This window comes from Roseibium sp. (genome assembly GCF_051016195.1).
Classification (GTDB): domain Bacteria; phylum Pseudomonadota; class Alphaproteobacteria; order Rhizobiales; family Stappiaceae; genus Roseibium.
The window spans coordinates 3,054,976-3,072,947 of the sequence record NZ_CP134616.1; the positions used below are offsets into that span (position 1 = coordinate 3,054,976).

The window sequence follows — 17,972 nt, forward strand, 5'->3', positions numbered from 1 at the left end:
AGAGGAAAGAACGGGGAGGGCAGGGTGACCGCTTTCACAAACACAAAAACGGTCAAGACCACCTGCCCCTATTGCGGTGTCGGCTGCGGTGTCCTTGCGACACCTCAAGCTGACGGATCCGTTGAAATCAAGGGGGATCCGGAGCATCCGGCAAACTTCGGCCGGCTCTGTTCCAAGGGCTCGGCTCTCGGTGAAACGTTGTCGCTGGACGACAGGATCCTTCATCCGCAAGTCGGAGGGAAAACAGCGGATTGGCCAGCCGCGCTTGATCTTGTGGCTGAAACGTTCTCGCGCGCCATCCGGGATCATGGTCCAGACAGCGTCGCCTTTTATGTTTCAGGCCAGATCCTCACGGAAGACTACTATGTCGCCAACAAACTGATGAAAGGGTTCATCGGTTCGGCGAATATCGACACGAATTCACGCCTTTGCATGGCGTCTTCGGTTGCCGGACACAGGCGCGCATTCGGCAGTGATACCGTGCCCGGAACCTACGAAGACCTTGAGACCTGCGACCTGCTCGTCCTGGTCGGGTCCAATCTGGCCTGGTGTCATCCGGTGCTGTTTCAAAGGGTTGAGGCGGCCAAGGCGGAGAATCCGCAAATGCGGGTGGTCGTGGTTGATCCTCGCGAAACCGCGACCTGCGCCATCGCCGACCTTCACCTTGCGCTGAAACCGGATACGGATGTTTCGCTCTTCAATGGCCTGCTGGCCTTTCTAGCAGATACGGACGCGCTTGACCGGTCCTACATCGAAAGGCACACAAACGGCTTCGACGCCGCGCTGGCCGCGGCCGGGCCGTGTGAAATCAACCGGATAGCGGACGAAACCGGCCTTTCCCCGCACGATCTGGCCACGTTCTACACGATGGTGGCCCGCACGCCGAAAACGGTCACCGTCTATAGCCAGGGCGTCAATCAGTCGGTCAACGGAACGGACAAGGTCAACGCGATCATCAACACCCATCTGGCGACGGGGCGCATCGGCTGTCCCGGTATGGGGCCGTTCTCGGCAACGGGACAGCCCAATGCCATGGGTGGACGAGAGGTCGGCGGGCTTGCCAACATGCTGGCGGCTCATATGGCCATCGAAAATCCGGACCATCGCGCGCTTGTGCAATCCTTCTGGAAGAGCCCTGTGATCGCCGAGAATCAGGGGCTGAAAGCCGTCGATATGTTCAAGGCGGTACGGGACGGCAGGATCAAGGCGATCTGGATCATGTCGACCAACCCGGTGGACAGCCTGCCGGATGCGGATGCGGTCGCCGCAGCGCTCGAGGCCTGTCCCTTCGTGGTTGTTTCGGATGTTACCCACGCCGCCGACACGGTCACCTACGCCGACGTGCTTCTTCCCGCAGCTGCATGGGGTGAAAAGGACGGCACGGTCACCAATTCGGAGCGCAGGATATCCAGGCAGACATCCTTCCTGGCACCGCCCGGCGATGCCAAACCGGATTGGTGGCAGATCTGCGAAGTCGCGCGCCGGATGGGATTCGAGCGGGCGTTTGACTATGACGGTCCGGCATCGATTTTCCGCGAGCATGCGGCGCTCTCAGGCTATCAAAATGGCGGTTCCCGAGACTTTGATATCAGCGCCCGCAGCGACCTGTCCCAACGCGAGTTCGACATGATGCTGCCGTTTCAATGGCCGCAAAGACAAGGCGAGGGGAACAGGACAACACGTTTCTTCGCGACAGGCGGGTTCTTTACTGCCGACCGCAAGGCCGCCTTTGTTTCGGTCAGACAGGCCGCTCCGGCTGTTCTCGCAAGGCGCTATCCCTTTGTTCTGAATACCGGCAGGGTCCGCGATCATTGGCACACAATGACACGCACAGGCAAAACACCGCGGCTTTCGTCTCATATTGCAGAGCCGTTCGCAGAACTGCATCCCGAGGATGCGGCCACAACCGGTATCTCGGCTGCGGATCTCGTGGAAGTGAAAAGCTCGCATGGTGCTGTCGTTGTCCGCGCCCAGGTGAGCGACCGCGCCCGCAAGGGTTCGGTTTTCGTACCCATGCACTGGACAGACCAGTTCGCGTCCGACGGACGGATCGATACGGTGGTTTCGTCCGATGTTGATCCGCTTTCCGGCCAGCCGGGCTCGAAATTCACTCCGGTCGCTCTGCGCAAACTTCGTTTCGACTGGTACGGTTTTGCCGTCCTGCGCGAAAAGCGGGCCGGTTTTCAAACCGGGTACTGGGCGATCGCACCCGCACTTGGCGGATGGCGCGTGGAACTCGCCGGCTGGAAACAGGAAGACATCGGCGGCCTCGTTCAGTCACTGTTGGGCGACGACGCTGAGTTGCTCCGTTTCGAAGATGCTGGCCTCGGGCTTCAGCGCATTGCCGGTTGGACCGGTGACACGCTTGCCGGTGCTTTTTTCTTCGGGACGGAACCTGTTTCCGTCTCGCGGCAATGGGCCTGCGGGCTTTTGGATGCCCCCGTCACCGAGCGCCACAAGCGGCTTGATGTCCTCGCCGGGCGTCCTCCCGCCGACATGCCAGACAAGGGCGCCATCGTCTGCTCGTGCTTTCAGGTTGGATGCCAGGAAATCGCAGCCGCGGCCGCAGAGGGTGCAACGACCGTCAGGGCTGTCGGCGAATGCCTGAAAGCGGGCACCAATTGCGGGTCCTGCCGATCCGAAATCCAGTCCATTCTCGACCAGAATTTCAAGGAGACCTCCGATGCGGCCCAAATTGCACGCGCCGGTTAAGGCCCCCAAACGCCGGCGTTCGGCTCGTGTGGAAGCGCTCGCGAGCCTGCCGCTGTTCTTTCCATTGAAGGGGCGCAAAGTCGTGCTCGCGGGTGGCACGGACGCTGCCGCCTGGAAGGCGGAACTTCTCGGTGCTGCCGGAGCAGAGGTACACGTGTACGCGACAAGCCTCGATGAAACTTTTGCTGTCCTTTTGTCGAGTGGCAGCGTCAAGGGGAGCTTCGTGTATCATCAGCGGATCTGGAGCGCGAATTCATTTGACGGCGCTGCGCTGGCTATCTGCGACGCAGCAAGTGAGGGTGAGGCGCAGGCTTTTTTCTGTGCCGTCCGGGCTGCCGGAGTGCCCGTCAACGTGATCGACAGGCCGGCCTTTTGCGAATTTCAGTTCGGCTCGATCGTCAATCGCTCTCCCGTGGTGATCGGGATTTCGACCAACGGTGTTGCGCCCATACTCGGGCAAGCCATTCGCCGCCGTGTCGAAACCCTTCTGCCGATCAGTCTGCGTGACTGGGCCGCGCTCGCCGGACGTGTGCGTGCAAATGTGCTGGCCACGCTCTCAGCCGGACCCGAACGCCGCAGGTTCTGGGAAGGATTCACCGATCTGGCCTTCTCCGCGCGGTCCGTTCCGGACGAAGAGAACGCAGGTGCGATCGACGCGCTGCTGGACAAGGCAGGGGCTGCCTCGCCGGGGCGCGTGACGATTGTCGGCGCTGGGCCGGGAGACGCGGAACACCTGACATTGAAGGCCATGAGAACGCTTCAATCTGCCGATGTCATTCTGTTCGATGATCGGGTTGACGACACTGTTCTGGAGCTGGCACGCCGGGAGGCCAAGCGCATGCTTGTCGGTCGCGATTCAGAGCCCGGGACCACCGACGAAAATGTCAGGGACCGCATGGTAATGCTTGCACGGCAGGGAAAGCATGTCGTGCGCCTCAAGTCCGGCGACCCGGTCTCGTGTGAAGATACGCAAAACGACCTGAAGCGTCTTGACGATGCCGGTATCCCGGTGAGCCTGGTACCAGGTGTTTCCGGCGCGCCGCGAGCGTCCAAGGATGAACAGGCCGCTCAAACACGGGCACAGTCCGCGCTCGGCTGATCGCCTTGAGTTTCACAGGGATGGACTGCTTAGCGGTGTGAAATCGAGCGCGCCGAAAGCCGGGATCGAGATTCTCGCCGCGGCCGGATTGATCCCGGCGACGAGACCCAGGAAGTTGAGCTCCAGTCCGACCTTGCTGCCGATGACAAGCCCGAAATAGCCACCCGCCGTCGCAAAGAAGGCACCGTCATCCCGGTATCCGACCCATCTCCCATCTGCCGGGAAGTCCCGTCCGATTGCGGTACTGGGCGTTGACGCGGCAAGAGCCGGGACCTGCTGGAGGACAGTTTCGACAAACGTATTCGAATTGGGGCCCGGCCAGATCGTGTAGTCACCGCGCTCGCGCCATCTATACCCCTCGATAGCGGTTTCAATTCTTGGCAACAGCTCTTCCGCCCTGGCTCCAACCAGACGGTAGTTGATGACCGGCCTGTTGGAATACCAGTGTCCGTCGGCGTCATAGGCATTCTTCCTGACGGGTGTGCCCCAGCCGACGACATCATACCGGTCATATCGCTCCGCGCCCCTGGGTTTGAGCACCAGCCAGGAGTGCGTCGCGAATGCCCCCTTCATCCCTCCCGTGCGCGCGGTCAGAACGTATATTTCCGCCTGATCAACGGGTGGTTTTTCCGGCAAGATTCCAGCGCTCGCCCAAGTCGCATAGCGCCAGCCCTGCGGGCGGTCCTTCAGGCTCCAGACGCCAAGGTGCAAAAGTGCAGGAAGAATGAATACCGCAAACAGGAAGAGAAAGGTTCTTCTGGCATATCGCAGCGTCAGACTTGCAGTTTTCGACATTGCAGACCCTTCACCTTGCAGGCGCTCACACCAGACCGTTGCGTCTTTCCTCTCGATACAGGCCGACGTTTCGGCCAACTGACGCAAGGAAATCTAACACAATGAATGTGTGAACTTTTTGGCAATGAGAGGGAGGACGTTCAACCGCCTTCAAAAATTCGTTTTCGAGCGTTTTCGACATGGTCGCGCATTGCCTGCCGTGCTGATTCCCGGTCGCGCGCTTCGATCGCATTGAAGATATCGTAATGCTCGGATTGCACCAGCTTCATCCGATCCTGGGGCTTTGTCAGCGACAGGTTGCGGGTCAGGTTCATGCCGGTCAGGATATTGGACTTCATCGACGAGCGCGCGGCGACGAAATACTTGTTGTCCGCCGCGTTGCAGACGGCGACATGAAAGATTTCATCCGCTGCAACGCCGAGTTCTCCTTCCGCGATGCAGCGGTCGAGTTCCTTCAGCGAGTCCTGCAGTGCCTTAAGGTCGGCATCGGTTCGCCGCTCGGCGGCAAGGTAGGCGGCCTCGCCCTCCACTGCCGCCCTGAATTCAAATGTCCGCTGGATGTCGGCAATGGACCCTACCGGAGCGAAGTCGAGCACTGCCCCTTCAGGCCGCCGCTTGACGTAGGAGCCGGACCCCTGGCGCGAAACGACCACGTCGTCTTCCCGCAGTTGCTTGAGCGCCTGACGCAGAATCGGCCGCGAAACTCCGAACTCGTCGGACAACACCTGTTCGGTCGGCAGTTTCCCGCCGACCGGAATGTCCCCGTCCATGATCTTGGCCAAGATGCTCTCGTAAACCTTGTCGGAGAGCGTTCTGTCCCGGACCTGACGGTCCGGCGCCAAGGTTTCCCTTATCTGCCGTTTTCCTGTCGCCACGATTTGAACCTGTTCAGAGTAGACGGATCGGTCGGGGGGTAGAGCCCGAAAGTCGATGCGCCCTGTTTGACCATCTCCATCACGAAGTCTTCGAACACCGTCATTTCGGTAGCCTCGTCCGCAACTTCATTTGCCATATGTCGCGGCACGCAAACAACACCTTCGTTGTCGCCGACAACGATATCGCCGGGGAAAACAGAAACACCGCCGCAGGCAATCGGGTCATTCACGGCGACTGCGTGGTGTTTTGTCAGGTTCGTCGGTGCGCTTGGCCGGGCGTGATAGCCGGGCATCTCCAGTTGCGCGATCTCGGGCGTGTCCCGGAATCCTCCGTCCGTCACGATGCCCCGGCAGCCGCGCGCCTGCAGGCGGGCCGCCAGGATGCAACCGGCAGAGGCCGCAGATGCATCGCCACGGGAATCGATCATGAAAACGGCTCCGGAAGGACACTCTTCAACCCCCTTGCGCTGGGCGTTGGCCGGATCTGCAAATGATTCCAGATGGTCAAGATCTTCCCGGGCCGGGATGTATCTCAGCGTGTAGGCGATCCCGACCATGTTCGGACCGGGACGCAGCCGATGGATGCCTTGCAGGAAAATGTTACGCAAACCCCGCTTGAACATCACCGTTGTGAGCGTTGCCGTGCTGACATTCATGAACTTCAATTTCGTCTGATCGTCCAGACCCGCCATCGGTTCTCCCCACCGCTTCAGTGCAAACAAGCACGCGTTCCGTCTTGGAGATGATTAAGCCCGCGAGCAAAACTTGTCAATTATTTGTAAAATACAAATTCGGAAATTTTCACTGCGAACGGATGCACAAGGAGCACTCTTGCATAAGCGTCTGAAGTAAATCCCTTTTTGAGACAGTCTGCAGAATCGCACGCTACTTGGTGCAAATTCATGCCCCAGCCGGGAGTGGAATTTTTCGTGCCTTCGCACCGAATTGCGGGCCTGAAATTTGTCTATTCGGATTATTTGTAAAAATTTGTGTTGATTTGTTCCAGTTGTTTAAGATACCGATTGCAGTTGGTGAAGAACCCAAGTTTGAGACGTGAATCCACGCTCTAAAGGTTCAAGTGGAATGGATGAGCGGAACAAAGATCCAGCCTGCGAAAAGGATGCAAAATCGGCCGATTTCAGAATGTCCGGCCCCCTGGAGTGCTTGTGGCCGAAGTTGCGCTTTCTCCATTCGCCGGGAAAATTGATCTGATTTGTAAACACGGCCTACTCCCATTGTTGCGATGGTTGACGGCTCGTGTGGGGCGATGTCCCAAGCTTGTGACCGGAGACGAGGGATGAATCACACCTGGCAAAGCGCATGCAATCAATGAGCGCTCTGGCGCATATCCCAATTTTGAACGCCTTGCCCGATCGATTGGAGCCTCGGCAGCTGAACAGTCTGTAACAGACGACTTTCAATGACACTACAGGAGCGAATGAAGATGGATTTAACTGGAAAAACAGCAATCGTCACAGGTGGTGGACGTGACATCGGGCGGGCTTGCGTTCTCGCCCTTGCCGAGGCGGGGGCAAACGTTGCCATCAACTACTTCAGCAGTAGCAGCGGTGCGGACAGCGCGGTTGATGAAATCACCGCCAAGGGCGGTAAGGCTTTCGCTTTGAGGGGCGACATGACAAAGCCGGATGAAATTCAGGCGCTTGTCGAAAAAACGGTCAGTGAATTCGGTGGGTTAGATATCGTCATGCCGGTTTCGGGCGGTTTGATCGCACGAAAGAAAGTGTCTGAAATTACTGCGGAGCATTGGCAGAACGTCTTTGATCTCAACGTCTCGTCCGCTTTTCTGCTGGTGCAGGCGTCCCTGCCGCACATGAAGCCCGGCGGCGCGATCGTGACAATGGCATCGCAGGCTGCCCGTGACGGCGGCGGACCTGGCGCGCTTGCCTACGCAGCGGCCAAGGGTGCCGTTCTGACCATGACCCGTGGGCTCGCCAAGGAGCTTGCTCCTGATATCCGGGTCAATTCCCTTTGCCCGGGCATGATCGACACCGACTTCCACAATGTCTTCACCAAGCCGGATGTGCGCAAGCACGTCGCCGGCGTCACGCCCCTGAAGCGCGAAGGAACCTCGCAAGAAGTTGCCAATCTGGCCGTCTTCCTGGCGTCGGACCAGGCCGCGTTCATGACCGGTGCCTGTGTCGATATCAATGGCGGACTCCTGTTCTCCTGACACTGTCCTCAGACCGGCGCGCCCCGCCTTCAGGTAACTCGAGGCGGGGTTTTTGCGACAGATTTCGGACAGGTCTTACAAATCGATATCTCGTTTTCTTTATAAATTTCAGACAGTTGAAATGAAAAAAATCAAAAATTTGTTTAATTGATTTTTGTACTTGTAAAAATTTGTAAAATAAATATCGTGAAACCAGATCAACAGGGAGGTACCAATGATCCGTTTCAAGTCAATCAAAGCAGGTCTCACGCGCGGCTCCGTTCTGGCGGCCGTTCTTGCAGTGACCGCCGTTACCGCAGAGGCGCGTGATCTTCGTGGATGGAACATTCACGTCGAGGACTATCCCGTGTCGCACGGCATGGAATCGTTTCTGAAGGAAGTCAGTGAGAAGACCGGCGGCGAGATTTCCGGCAAGGTCTATCACAGTGGCGTTCTCGGCTCGCAGCCGGACGCAATCGAGCAGACGCGTCTTGGCGTCATCGATTTCGGCGTTTTCAGCCTTGGCCCGATGGGGCAGGTCGTGCCGGAGGCAAACGTTGTCTCGCTTCCGTTCATCTTCAAGAGCATCCCGCAGATGTACGAACTGATGGACGGCGAAGCCGGTGCCGCCCTGAGCAAGGGGCTGGAAGCAAAGGGCCTCGTGGCGCTCGGTTTCTATGACGCCGGCGCACGTTCGTTCTACACGTCCGTCAAGGCGATCAACGAGCCTGCCGATGTCGGCGGCATGAAGATCCGCGTCATGAACAACGACCTGTTCGTCGGAATGGTCGATTCTCTCGGAGGCAATGCGACCCCGATGGCATTTGCCGAGGTTTACCAGGCGATCAAGACCGGTGTTGTCGATGGCGCGGAGAACAACCCGCCGAGCTACGAGTCCACCAACCACTTCGAAGTCGCGCAATACTACTCGCTGACACAGCACCTGATCATTCCAGAGTGCCTGTGCATGAGCAAGAAGACCTTCGATAGCCTCACGCCCGAACAACAGGCGATCGTGAAGGAAGCCGGCCGCAACAGCACCGAGCTGCAGCGCAAGCTCTGGCAGGAGCGTGAAGCGGCCAGCATGGCCAAGGTTGCCGAGGGCGGCGTGACTGTGAACGAGATCGCCGACAAGGCCGCTTTCCAGGAAGCTATGGCACCGGTCTACGATCAGTTCCTGTCGCAGAACCCTGAGCTGAGCGAACTCGTCGAAATCTTCAGAAACGCAAACTAACAACGCTGTGCACTGCGGGCCGCGCCACGCGCGGCCCGCAAAATCCCGGGGGGAAACAATGCCGCAGGGCGAGAAATTTCTGGCGCGGCTGGAGCTGTCTCTGTTCTGGTTGAAGCGCCTCTGCGTGCTTGTGGGTTCGCTCGCACTCGTGGTCCTCGTGGCCACTTTCGGCTGGCTGGTGTTCGGACGCTACGTCCTGAACGAAACACCCACATGGGTGGAGCAGCTTGCGCTGGTTCTGATCTGTTACATCACCTTTCTCGGCGCAGCCGTCGGCATCCACGAGCAAACCCATCTCGGTGTCACACTGGTGCGCGATGCCCTGCCGCCGAAACTGCGCCAGCTGCTTCTGCTCATGACAGATCTCTGCCTTGCCGTATTCGGCGGTGTGATGCTGGTGGCCAGTCTGGAACTCTTCCAGTTCGGCTGGTCGACGCTGCTGCCGATGCTCAACATCCCCGAAAGCATTCGCACCGCTTCCGCCGTCGCCTGCGGCGGACTGATGGTCATATTTGCAGGCGCAAGATTCATCTTGCGGGGGCGCTCGGCCCTGCGCGGCGAGATCTATGAAAACGAAAAGGTAATCTGAGATGGGTCTTGCAATCCTGCTGGGGGTCTTCGGCGTCAGCGTTCTTCTGGGTGTTCCCGTTGCCTTTGCAATGGGTATTTCCGCAGCCGCCGCCTTCTGGTACGAAGGCTTTCCCCTGCTGATCACGTTTCAGCGCACGATCTCCGGCATCACGCCGTTTTCCCTTCTTGCCATTCCCTTCTTCGTGTTTGCCGGTGAGTTGATGCTGCATGGAGGTATTGCCGTCCGCCTCGTGCGCTTTGCGTCCTCCCTTGTCGGGCATGTCCGGGGAGGTCTTGCCTCGGTCAACATCTTCTCCAGCATGCTTTTCGGCGGGATATCCGGTTCGGCCATCGCCGACATTTCCGCGCTGGGGTCGCTGCTGATCCCGGTCATGAAGGAAAAGGGCTACCGGCCGGACTATGCCGTCAACGTGACCGTGACATCGTCCATCGCGGGCATCGTCATTCCGCCAAGCCACAACATGATCATCTTCGTGGTGGCAGCAGGGGGCGGAATTTCGATCTCGAAGCTGTTCCTGGCGGGCGTCATTCCCGGAATACTGATGTGCCTGTGCCTTGCGGTCGCGGCCTATTTCGTGGCTTTGAAACACAATTACGGATCAGAACCCTTTCCCGGCTGGAGCGTGGTCGTTCAAACGGCCGTCGGCGCAATCCCCGGGCTGATCACGGCCGTGATTATTGTCGGCGGTGTACTGTCGGGCGTGTTCACAGTGACGGAATCGGGTGCTTTCGGAGCGATCTATGCGCTGGTTCTGACCGCGGTGGCCTACCGGACGCTTGGCTGGAACGAATTCGTTGTCTCCGTCACCTCCGCCTTGCGGACCACGGCCATGGTAATGATCCTGATCGGGTTCGCCAGTTCGTTCGCTTACCTTCTGGCGCTCTATCAGGTCCCGACCAAACTTAGCGATTTCCTGCTCGGCATCTCGGAACAGAAGATCGTCATTCTTCTCATGATCAACCTGATGCTGCTCGCACTCGGCATGATCATGGACATGGCCGCACTGATCCTGATCTGTACGCCGATCTTCCTGCCGATCGCACGCGAACTCGGAATGGACCCCGTGCAGTTCGGCATCATGCTGCTGGTCAATCTCGGCCTCGGTTTATGCACGCCACCGGTCGGGACATGCCTCTTTGTCGGGTGCGCGGTTGGCAAGATCAGGATCGAGGAAGCCCTCAAGTCGATCTGGCCCTTCTATCTCGCGCTTCTGGCAGCGCTGGTGCTGGTCACCTACGTGCCGGCGATCTCCATGTTCCTGCCGTCGTTGTTCGAGTAGAGACGGCCTAAACGCGAGCTTCGACATGTCAATGCCGGAGTCTTGAGGTCAATCTTCCCGAGCGTTCAAGCGGTTGACCTGTGCGCCTAGTCGGCGCACAGGTGACAGGCGACCCTGGCTTTTTCGATACCGAATTCCCTGACTTCCGGGCGGTCCCGACGGCAGATATCTTCCGTCAACGTGCATCGGGGATGGAAGCTGCAGCCGCTCGGCTTGTTGATTGGGTCGGGGATCTCGCCTTTCACGATCTCGGCGGTGCGGCCGAACGCGTCGATATGGGGTGCGGCATCCATGAGCATGCGCGTATAGGGGTGGCGGGGCTTGTCAAAAAGCGTATCCCTGTCGGCCACCTCGACGAGGCGTCCAAGGTAGAGCACGCCGATTTCGTCCGCCATGTAGCGGATGACAGAGAGGTCGTGACTGATGAACAGGTATGTGAGCCCAAGTTCGCGCTGCAGGGCCTTCATCAGGTTCAGCACCTGGCTCTGCACGGACACATCAAGTGCCGAAGTCGGTTCGTCGCAGACAATGAATTCCGGATTGGAGGCGAGGGCGCGCGCAATCGCGATACGCTGGCGCTGGCCGCCGGAAAATTCGTGCGGGAATTTTTCGCCATCCGACTTTGCAAGGCCAACCTGATCGAGCAGTTCCGTGACACGCCCGTCCACATCGGATGCCGGCATCAGGTCGAATGCGCGGATCGGTTCGCCGATGATATGCCTGACGCGCCAGCGCGGGTTCAGCGATGCATAGGGGCTCTGGAAGATCATCTGGATGCGCCGGCGCATCGCCATTTTCTTCTTTTCGCTGGAGATGGCGAAAAAATCCTCGCCGTCGATCAGCACCTGGCCGCTTGTCGGCTTCTGCAGACCGACGATCATGCGTCCGATGGTGGACTTTCCAGAGCCGCTTTCGCCCACGAGCGCGAAGGTCTTGCCTTTCGGAATGTCGAAGTCGACCGTGTCGACGGCCGTCAGGTATTGCTTCGCCTCAAGCGCAAGCACCCTGTTGAGCCACGGCCTGGACACGTCAAAAACCGCGCCGAGCTGCCGTGCGCTGATCAAGGGTGTTTCACCGGTCATTCGGAAACTCCGGAAATCTCTTTTGTTTCTGGATTGACGGCCGGGTCGTAGAGCCAGCAGGCGACCTCGCTGCCATCGACCGGTTCAAGGATCGGGATATCCTTGAAGCACACGGAGAAGGCCTTTTCGCACCGGGGATTGAAGGCACAGCCTTTAGGGATCGCGCGCAGGTTCGGCATAGATCCGGGGATCTGGCTGAGCGCGTGCATGGTGCCTGTCGTTGAGGGCGTGGATGCCATGAGCCCCTTGGTATAGGGATGCGACGGGGTGCTCAGCACGTTGCGCGTCGGCCCGATTTCGGCAATCCGTCCAGCGTAGAGAACAGCGACACGATCCGTCGCTTCCGCGATGACGCCCATGTCGTGGGTGATCAGGATGACGGCCGTCCCGCGTTCACGGCAGAGCTTCTTGAGCAAAGCCATGATCTGGGCCTGAACGGACACATCGAGCGCGGTGGTCGGTTCGTCTGCGATGATCAGTTCAGGCTCGGCCGCAAGCGCAAGGGAAATGACGACGCGCTGACGCATCCCTCCGGAGAACTGGTGCGGGTAGGCGTCGATGCGGGTCGCGGCTGCGGGTATTCCGACTTCTTCCAGCAGCGCAATGGCACGATCGCGCGCTTCTCCGGTTGACACGGGAAGGTGTGTCCGGATCGTCTGGATCAGCTGCTGTCCGACGGTCATGAGCGGGTTGAGGCTGGTGAGCGGATCCTGAAAGACCATGGCGATCCGCTTGCCGCGGATCCGGCGCAAGCGGTCTTCGGGAAGATTGTCGATCCGTTCGCCGTCGAGGGCAACTTCGCCGCCGCTGATGCGCCCCGGGCGATCGATCAGGCCGATGATCGCGGATCCGCACATGGACTTGCCGGCACCGGATTCACCGACCAGGCCGAGAATTTCGCCGGCCCGGACTTCAAACCCGACCCGGTCCACGGGCCGGAGCATGCCACTGCGGGTCGGAAACTCGACAATCAGATCTGAAACTTTGAGAAGGGGAGTATCGGACACGGGTCTATCGCAGTTTTGGGTTCAGGATGTCACGCAGCCAGTCGCCGAAGAGGTTGACGGACAGAGCCAGTGCCAGAAGGGTGAGCGAGGGAAACAGCAGGATCCACCATTCGCCGGACAGGATGTACTGACGGCCGACATTGATCAGCGTGCCGAGAGACGGTTCGGTCTTTGGTGCGCCCACACCCAGGAAACTGAGTGTAGCTTCCGCGATGATGGCCAGCGCAAGACTGATCGTGGCGATCACGAGGATCGGGCCGGTCACGTTCGGCAGAATGTGGCGGAGCATGATGCTCCAGCGGGTCAGTCCGATCAGGTTGCCTGCCTGCACGTATTCCTTCTGGCGCTCGACCATGGTTGCGCCGCGTACGGTACGCGCGAACTGGACCCATTCGGACAGGCCGATCGAGATGATCAGCACCCAGATAGCCATTTCATCCCGGAGGTCGGGCGGTATCAGGCCCTTGCCGATCCCGTAGAGCAGCATCGCCACCATGATGGACGGGAAGGTCATCTGGATGTCGGCGATGCGCATGATGATGCCGTCCAGCCAGCCGCCGGCATACCCGGACAGGAGACCCAGAACCACGCCGAGGGTCATGGCGAACAGGACGGCAACGACCCCGACGAACAGGGAGATGCGCAGACCGAACAGGATCGTCGAGAGCACGTCACGGCCCTGGTCGTCGGTCCCCAGGAGAAAATAGTCCCCGGTGAACTCGTTCGCCGACATGGGCTTGGTGAACCCGTTCATCAGGTTGAGACTGGCCGGGTCGAAGGGCGTGTAGGGTGAGATGAGTGGAGAGAGAACCGCGCCCAGCACGAGCAGCAGAAAGGTCAGCGACGACACGATGATGACCGGCGAGGATTTGTAGGAATGCCAAATGTCCGAGTTCATCCAGCGCTGCCACGTGGATGTGGCGGCCGCTTCGTTGAATTCGGGCCGGGCCGAGGCTCCTTTGGGGGTCTGGATGTCCATGAGCGTCTTGTCCTCAGTTCTTGCTCACGCTCAGGCGCGGATCGATCGTGAAATAGAGCAGGTCGACGATTAGATTGATGGTCACGAAGATCACGGCGACGAGAAGCAGATAGGCCGACATGACCGGAATATCGACGAAGCTGACGGCGTTGATGAACAGGAGCCCGACGCCAGGCCACTGGAACACGCTTTCGGTGATGATCGCGAAGGCGACGATCGATCCGAATTGCAGGCCCGTTACCGTGATCACGGGGACGAGCGTGTTTTTCATGGCGTGGCCGAAATTGACGGTTTTCTGACTGAGGCCACGGGCCCGCGCGAAGCGGATGTAGTCCGTTCTGAGGACCTCGAGCATTTCCGACCGCACGAGACGCATGATCAGCGTCATCTGGTAAAGCCCGAGCGTGACGGCGGGCAGGATCATCGACTTGAAGCCGTTCCAGGTCAGGATAGCCAAATCAACGCCAAAAAGACTTCGTGTTTCGCCGCGCCCGAACGCGGGCAACCAGCCGAGATTGACCGCAAAGAGCCAGATCAGAAAAACGCCGATCAGGAATGTCGGCAGGGACACTCCGACCAAAGATGCCGTCATGATGAAGTTGGCGACGACCCCGTCCCGCCGGATCGCGGTGTAGACGCCCAGCACAAATCCGAGGGATATGGCGATCACGCCGGACAGGAGCGCCAGTTCAAGGGTAGCCGGCAGACGGTCGAGGATCAGCTCTCCAACCGGAAGTCCAGCCCGGTAGGACACGCCGAAGTCTCCGGAAAGCGCACGCTGCAAAAAACGGAAATACTGAACGATGATCGGATCGTTCAAGCCAAGCCGCTCTTCCAGTTCGGCCTTGTCGGCAAGGGTCGCTTCCTGCCCCAGCATGTTCTCGACAGGGTCGCCCATGAATTTGAACATGGCGAATGAAATGAAACCAACTGCCATCAGGACAAGCAGGGCCTGTCCAAGGCGACGGATAATGAAAGCGAGCATTTTCTAAGCCAGGTGTGTGACAGCGCCGTCAGCGGCAGTCTACCAGAAACCGCCGCCGGTGGACGCGTTTAACTAAGCGACCGGCCATTTGGTTTTCAGGTATGAGCGCGTTTTCCGACATCATTGGCGTCAACGGCACCGATAGAAACCGGTGACCGAGACCTTCGACCGGCACCGCAGATGTGCCGGCTGACGTTTCAGCCGGCACAATTGCGAGTGTCAGTCGACCTAGTTGCTGAATGTCAGGAACTTGAAGTGCGGCTGATCTTCCGGCTGCACCGGGAAGTCAACGTTGTCCTTCATGCCCCAGTTCAGCACCTGGTTATGGATCGGCAGGTAAAGGGTTTCCGCCTTCGCGGTATCCCAGATTTCGCCGATCGTGGCGTTGCGGACTTCCGCATCCGTTTCCGAGGCCAGGCTTTGGATCTTGGCGTCTATGCCGGCATCGGAATAGCCCGTCCCGTTCCACGAGCCGTACTTGTCGGTGGTCGTGTGGACCAGGAAGTTGAAGATGTATTCGGAGTCGAATGTCGGAACGCCCCAACCGAGCATGTAGAAGTCGGTTTCCCGGTTCGTGATCAGCGGGAAGTGCTGCGCTTTCGGCTTGGCGTCAAGGTTCACCTTGATGCCGATCTGACCGAGCATGCCGACAGCGGCCTGACAGATCGCCTCATCGTTGATGTAGCGGTCATTCGGGCAATTCAGCGTCAGACCGAAACCATCGCCGTAACCGGCTTCTTCCATCAGGGCCTTTGCCTTCGCAACGTCATAGTCCGGATAAGCGTCGAGCGCTTCGGTCCAGCCGTTGACGAAGGGAGGCATGATCACGCCTGTCGGAGCAGATTGCTCGCGCATCACCACCTTCTTGATGGCATCGCGGTTGATGGCGATGTTCATCGCTTCACGCACGCGCTTGTCGGCGAGCGGGTTCTTGCCGTCCACGTTATCGCTTGCCAGGTCATCGGCACCGAGATTCATGCCGAAAAAGATCGTCCGGTTCTGCGGCGCCGTGTTCAGCTTGAGGCCGTCGGTTTCTCCAACGCGCGCCAGGTCCTGCACGGGAACGTCCTGAATGAGATCAACTTCACCGGACAGCAGTGCCGCCACGCGGGTCGCGCCTTCCTGGATGGGCGTATAAACGATTTCGGTGACTTCCATCGGGAACTCACCCTTGCCCCAGTAGTTTTCGTTCTGTTTCAGGACCGTTTTGGAATCCTGCTTGCGGCTCTCCAGCACGAAGGCACCGGTACCGTTGACGGTGCGCACGCACGGATTGTCGCCGCCATTGGCAATATCCTGCGGTGCTTCGCAACCGTTTTCGACCGTCCAGTCCGAATCCATGATGAAGAGGTTGGTCAGGTTGTTCGGCAGCAGAGGGTTCGGACCGGTGGTCTCGATCTGCACCGTGAGGTCGTCAACCTTGCGCACGTCCTTGACGGACGCCAGCAGCTCTTTCATCGCGGAGGTCGGCATCATCGCACGCTTGAGCGAGAAGACGACATCATCGGCGGTGAAGTCCTGACCGCCATGGAACTTGACGCCCTCACGCAGCTTGAATTCCCAGACATTCGGGTCTTCGGTCGGCTCCCAGCTCGTGGCGAGTGCCGGGATGATCTTCGCTTCCATGTCGCGCTGCAGGAGCGGCTCGTACATCTGGTGCGCAAGTGCGTGGGTCGGACCTTCATTCTGGGCGTGCGGATCGAGCGTCAGAGAGTCGCCCGCGCGCGCCCAGCGAAGTGTTTCAGCATTTGCTGCGCTGAGGCCGGCGCATAGCGCCAGGCTTGCAGCCGTCAGCTTCAGGAATGTTTTTGTCATAATGTTCCCCTTTGTTGAACCGGGGCCGGTTGTCCGGCGCGATCTTATCGTGATCCCCAGCTAGATCTTAAGGACATATGCGCAGCCGCACCTGCTGGAGTGAAGCAGAATGCAACCCAAGCTACGCCATCCCGACCGGTAACAGACCGCTCCGGCCTACCGGAGTCAAGGGGTATCTGGAAAACCCGCTCCGGTTCCAAAAAGGTGTCGTTACGGCAGCAATTCCGGTACTTTGGCGCGGATTGAGCCACCGCCTGCGGGTTCAGGTTTTGGGTGACTTCGCGTTCACAAAGGCGTTCAACGATTGGACGGCTTTTCCGGATGTACCGAATCCGACCCGAAAACGAGCACGCCCGCTTCTCGCCAGTGAACGAAAGCGGAGAAAAAAACTGGTGAATTTTCGTTTTTATTTAGGTGGTTACGTACAAACAGATGCACCCCGGCGGCATCCAATTTAGGCAAGGCTGCCAGGTTCGCTGATGTGCTGTCGCGTTCATTCGGCCTGACTTTCCCTCAGACACTGTCGAATTCGGAAAACGGGATCGGATCTTCAGGCGGGGTTGCCGGCTCCTGCAGCGCAAGATGCCACCAGCCGACATCGCACCATTGACCGTTCTTGAAACCGACACGTTCGTAGATACCAACCGGACGGAAACCCATCGCTTCGTGGATACCGACGCTGGCTTCGTTCGGGAGCGTTATTCCGGCATATGCGGTGATAAAACCCTGCCGTACGAGGATGCCGAAGAGGGCTTTGTAGAGGCGGCGTCCGATGCCGCGGCGCTTTGCTCCGGGCGCAAGGTATATTGTCACGTCACAGGACCATTGATAGGCCGCACGCTGCCGGTGTTTGCTGGCATAGGCATATCCCAGTATTTCTCCGTCTTCCTCGTAGACAAGCCAGGGGAACGTTTCCAGGGTCGTCGTGATCCGGCGGGCCATTTCCTCAGCCGTCGGGCATTCCGTCTCGAAGGAGATGAAGGTGTCCCTGACATAGGGCGCATAGATTTCAGCGAGGACTTGACCATCGTCTGGAGTTGCAGTGCGAATTGGCATGTTGAGGCTGTCTCGACCTTCAGATTCAGGTGACTAGGTGATGGACCCATAAATGAGACTGAAATGGCATGCGAAATGGCGAAATCCCGTTAGGAAGGGTGTGCGGAGCGGGCTTTTTGCCCGGTCAAGCACGCTGACGCCACGGGGTGAAGCCATTTCCATGTCCTTCGGATTTGACCGGCTTGCTCCTCCTCGGCGTTGCGAAAGGCTTGAAAATGAGGGACATTTCCTGCGCTTCCGCGCCTTGATGAGAAGCAAGCCGCCTCAAACCATTACGGCCTCATTTATGGGT

15 protein-coding genes are annotated in these 17,972 nt (G+C 58.9%); 6 read left to right on the forward strand and 9 right to left on the reverse strand.

All coding sequences use genetic code 11. The annotated features are described in order from the left end of the window. Nucleotides 1-24: 24 nt before the first annotated feature. Together RDA78_RS14015 and RDA78_RS14020 are read left to right on the forward strand one after the other, a co-directional pair. Entirely contained in the window at nt 25-2,712 is a 2,688-nt protein-coding gene (locus RDA78_RS14015; RefSeq protein WP_434055913.1) for a nitrate reductase, read from the forward strand. Beyond that, nucleotides 2,684-3,811 (forward strand): siroheme synthase, encoded by a 1,128-nt coding sequence (locus RDA78_RS14020; protein ID WP_434055914.1) that lies wholly within the window; start codon nt 2,684-2,686, stop codon nt 3,809-3,811. The genes RDA78_RS14015 and RDA78_RS14020 overlap by 29 nt, the downstream gene beginning before the upstream one ends. 12 nt (nt 3,812-3,823) lie before the next feature. On the opposite strand, the gene RDA78_RS14025 is transcribed toward RDA78_RS14020, so the two are convergent. The 3 genes from RDA78_RS14025 to RDA78_RS14035 all read right to left on the reverse strand — a co-directional run bounded on the left by RDA78_RS14025 (nt 3,824) and on the right by RDA78_RS14035 (nt 6,173). Next, on the reverse strand, nt 3,824-4,606 hold the full coding sequence (locus RDA78_RS14025; RefSeq protein ID WP_434055915.1) for a DUF3750 domain-containing protein: 783 nt from the start codon (nt 4,604-4,606) through the stop codon (nt 3,824-3,826). A gap of 140 nt (nt 4,607-4,746) precedes the next feature. Next, nucleotides 4,747-5,481: a FadR/GntR family transcriptional regulator gene (locus RDA78_RS14030; protein WP_434055916.1), complete on the reverse strand. Its 735-nt coding sequence runs from the start codon at nt 5,479-5,481 to the stop codon at nt 4,747-4,749. Next, nucleotides 5,457-6,173: a ribonuclease activity regulator RraA gene (locus RDA78_RS14035; RefSeq protein ID WP_434055917.1), complete on the reverse strand. Its 717-nt coding sequence runs from the start codon at nt 6,171-6,173 to the stop codon at nt 5,457-5,459. The genes RDA78_RS14030 and RDA78_RS14035 overlap by 25 nt, the downstream gene beginning before the upstream one ends. Nucleotides 6,174-6,925: 752 nt before the next feature. Here RDA78_RS14035 and RDA78_RS14040 point away from each other — a divergent pair. From RDA78_RS14040 to RDA78_RS14055, 4 genes are all read left to right on the forward strand, one after another. Further along, nucleotides 6,926-7,672, forward strand: coding sequence for an SDR family NAD(P)-dependent oxidoreductase (locus RDA78_RS14040; protein WP_434055918.1), 747 nt, complete (start codon nt 6,926-6,928; stop codon nt 7,670-7,672). A 214-nt stretch (nt 7,673-7,886) separates the two neighbouring features. Then, nucleotides 7,887-8,885 (forward strand): TRAP transporter substrate-binding protein, encoded by a 999-nt coding sequence (locus RDA78_RS14045; protein ID WP_434055919.1) that lies wholly within the window; start codon nt 7,887-7,889, stop codon nt 8,883-8,885. 58 nt (nt 8,886-8,943) lie between these two features. Further along, nucleotides 8,944-9,474 carry a TRAP transporter small permease gene (locus RDA78_RS14050; RefSeq protein ID WP_434055920.1) on the forward strand — a complete coding sequence of 177 codons (531 nt, stop codon included), beginning with the start codon at nt 8,944-8,946 and terminating at the stop codon, nt 9,472-9,474. A 1-nt stretch (nt 9,475) separates the two neighbouring features. Next, nucleotides 9,476-10,756 (forward strand): TRAP transporter large permease, encoded by a 1,281-nt coding sequence (locus RDA78_RS14055; RefSeq protein WP_434055921.1) that lies wholly within the window; start codon nt 9,476-9,478, stop codon nt 10,754-10,756. Between the two features lie 86 nt (nt 10,757-10,842). Here RDA78_RS14055 and RDA78_RS14060 read toward each other — a convergent pair whose 3' ends face one another. From RDA78_RS14060 to RDA78_RS14085, 6 genes are all read right to left on the reverse strand, one after another. Further along, a complete protein-coding gene (locus tag RDA78_RS14060) occupies nt 10,843-11,838 on the reverse strand; it encodes an ABC transporter ATP-binding protein (protein WP_434055922.1) in 996 nt (331 codons plus the stop codon). Next, nucleotides 11,835-12,845 (reverse strand): ABC transporter ATP-binding protein, encoded by a 1,011-nt coding sequence (locus RDA78_RS14065; RefSeq protein ID WP_434055923.1) that lies wholly within the window; start codon nt 12,843-12,845, stop codon nt 11,835-11,837. The genes RDA78_RS14060 and RDA78_RS14065 overlap by 4 nt, the downstream gene beginning before the upstream one ends. Nucleotides 12,846-12,849: 4 nt before the next feature. Continuing rightward, nucleotides 12,850-13,824, reverse strand: a complete 975-nt coding sequence (locus RDA78_RS14070) for an ABC transporter permease (protein ID WP_421979333.1) — start codon at nt 13,822-13,824, stop codon at nt 12,850-12,852. A gap of 13 nt (nt 13,825-13,837) precedes the next feature. Continuing rightward, nucleotides 13,838-14,809, reverse strand: a complete 972-nt coding sequence (locus RDA78_RS14075; protein WP_434055924.1) for an ABC transporter permease — start codon at nt 14,807-14,809, stop codon at nt 13,838-13,840. Nucleotides 14,810-15,037: 228 nt separating this feature from the next. After that, nucleotides 15,038-16,624 (reverse strand): ABC transporter substrate-binding protein, encoded by a 1,587-nt coding sequence (locus RDA78_RS14080; RefSeq protein WP_434055925.1) that lies wholly within the window; start codon nt 16,622-16,624, stop codon nt 15,038-15,040. Between the two features lie 513 nt (nt 16,625-17,137). Continuing rightward, nucleotides 17,138-17,680, reverse strand: coding sequence for an arsinothricin resistance N-acetyltransferase ArsN1 family B (locus RDA78_RS14085; protein ID WP_434055926.1), 543 nt, complete (start codon nt 17,678-17,680; stop codon nt 17,138-17,140). Nucleotides 17,681-17,972: the final 292 nt, after the last annotated feature.

Coding starts and splice junctions, on each gene's coding strand:
- RDA78_RS14020 (WP_434055914.1), top strand. CDS start 2,684: ATGCGGCCCAAATTGCACGCGCCGGTTAAGGCCCCCAAACGCCGGCGT.
- RDA78_RS14025 (WP_434055915.1), bottom strand. CDS start 4,606: ATGTCGAAAACTGCAAGTCTGACGCTGCGATATGCCAGAAGAACCTTT.
- RDA78_RS14035 (WP_434055917.1), bottom strand. CDS start 6,173: ATGGCGGGTCTGGACGATCAGACGAAATTGAAGTTCATGAATGTCAGC.
- RDA78_RS14040 (WP_434055918.1), top strand. CDS start 6,926: ATGGATTTAACTGGAAAAACAGCAATCGTCACAGGTGGTGGACGTGAC.
- RDA78_RS14045 (WP_434055919.1), top strand. CDS start 7,887: ATGATCCGTTTCAAGTCAATCAAAGCAGGTCTCACGCGCGGCTCCGTT.
- RDA78_RS14050 (WP_434055920.1), top strand. CDS start 8,944: ATGCCGCAGGGCGAGAAATTTCTGGCGCGGCTGGAGCTGTCTCTGTTC.
- RDA78_RS14055 (WP_434055921.1), top strand. CDS start 9,476: ATGGGTCTTGCAATCCTGCTGGGGGTCTTCGGCGTCAGCGTTCTTCTG.
- RDA78_RS14060 (WP_434055922.1), bottom strand. CDS start 11,838: ATGACCGGTGAAACACCCTTGATCAGCGCACGGCAGCTCGGCGCGGTT.
- RDA78_RS14070 (WP_421979333.1), bottom strand. CDS start 13,824: ATGGACATCCAGACCCCCAAAGGAGCCTCGGCCCGGCCCGAATTCAAC.
- RDA78_RS14075 (WP_434055924.1), bottom strand. CDS start 14,809: ATGCTCGCTTTCATTATCCGTCGCCTTGGACAGGCCCTGCTTGTCCTG.
- RDA78_RS14080 (WP_434055925.1), bottom strand. CDS start 16,624: ATGACAAAAACATTCCTGAAGCTGACGGCTGCAAGCCTGGCGCTATGC.
- RDA78_RS14085 (WP_434055926.1), bottom strand. CDS start 17,680: ATGCCAATTCGCACTGCAACTCCAGACGATGGTCAAGTCCTCGCTGAA.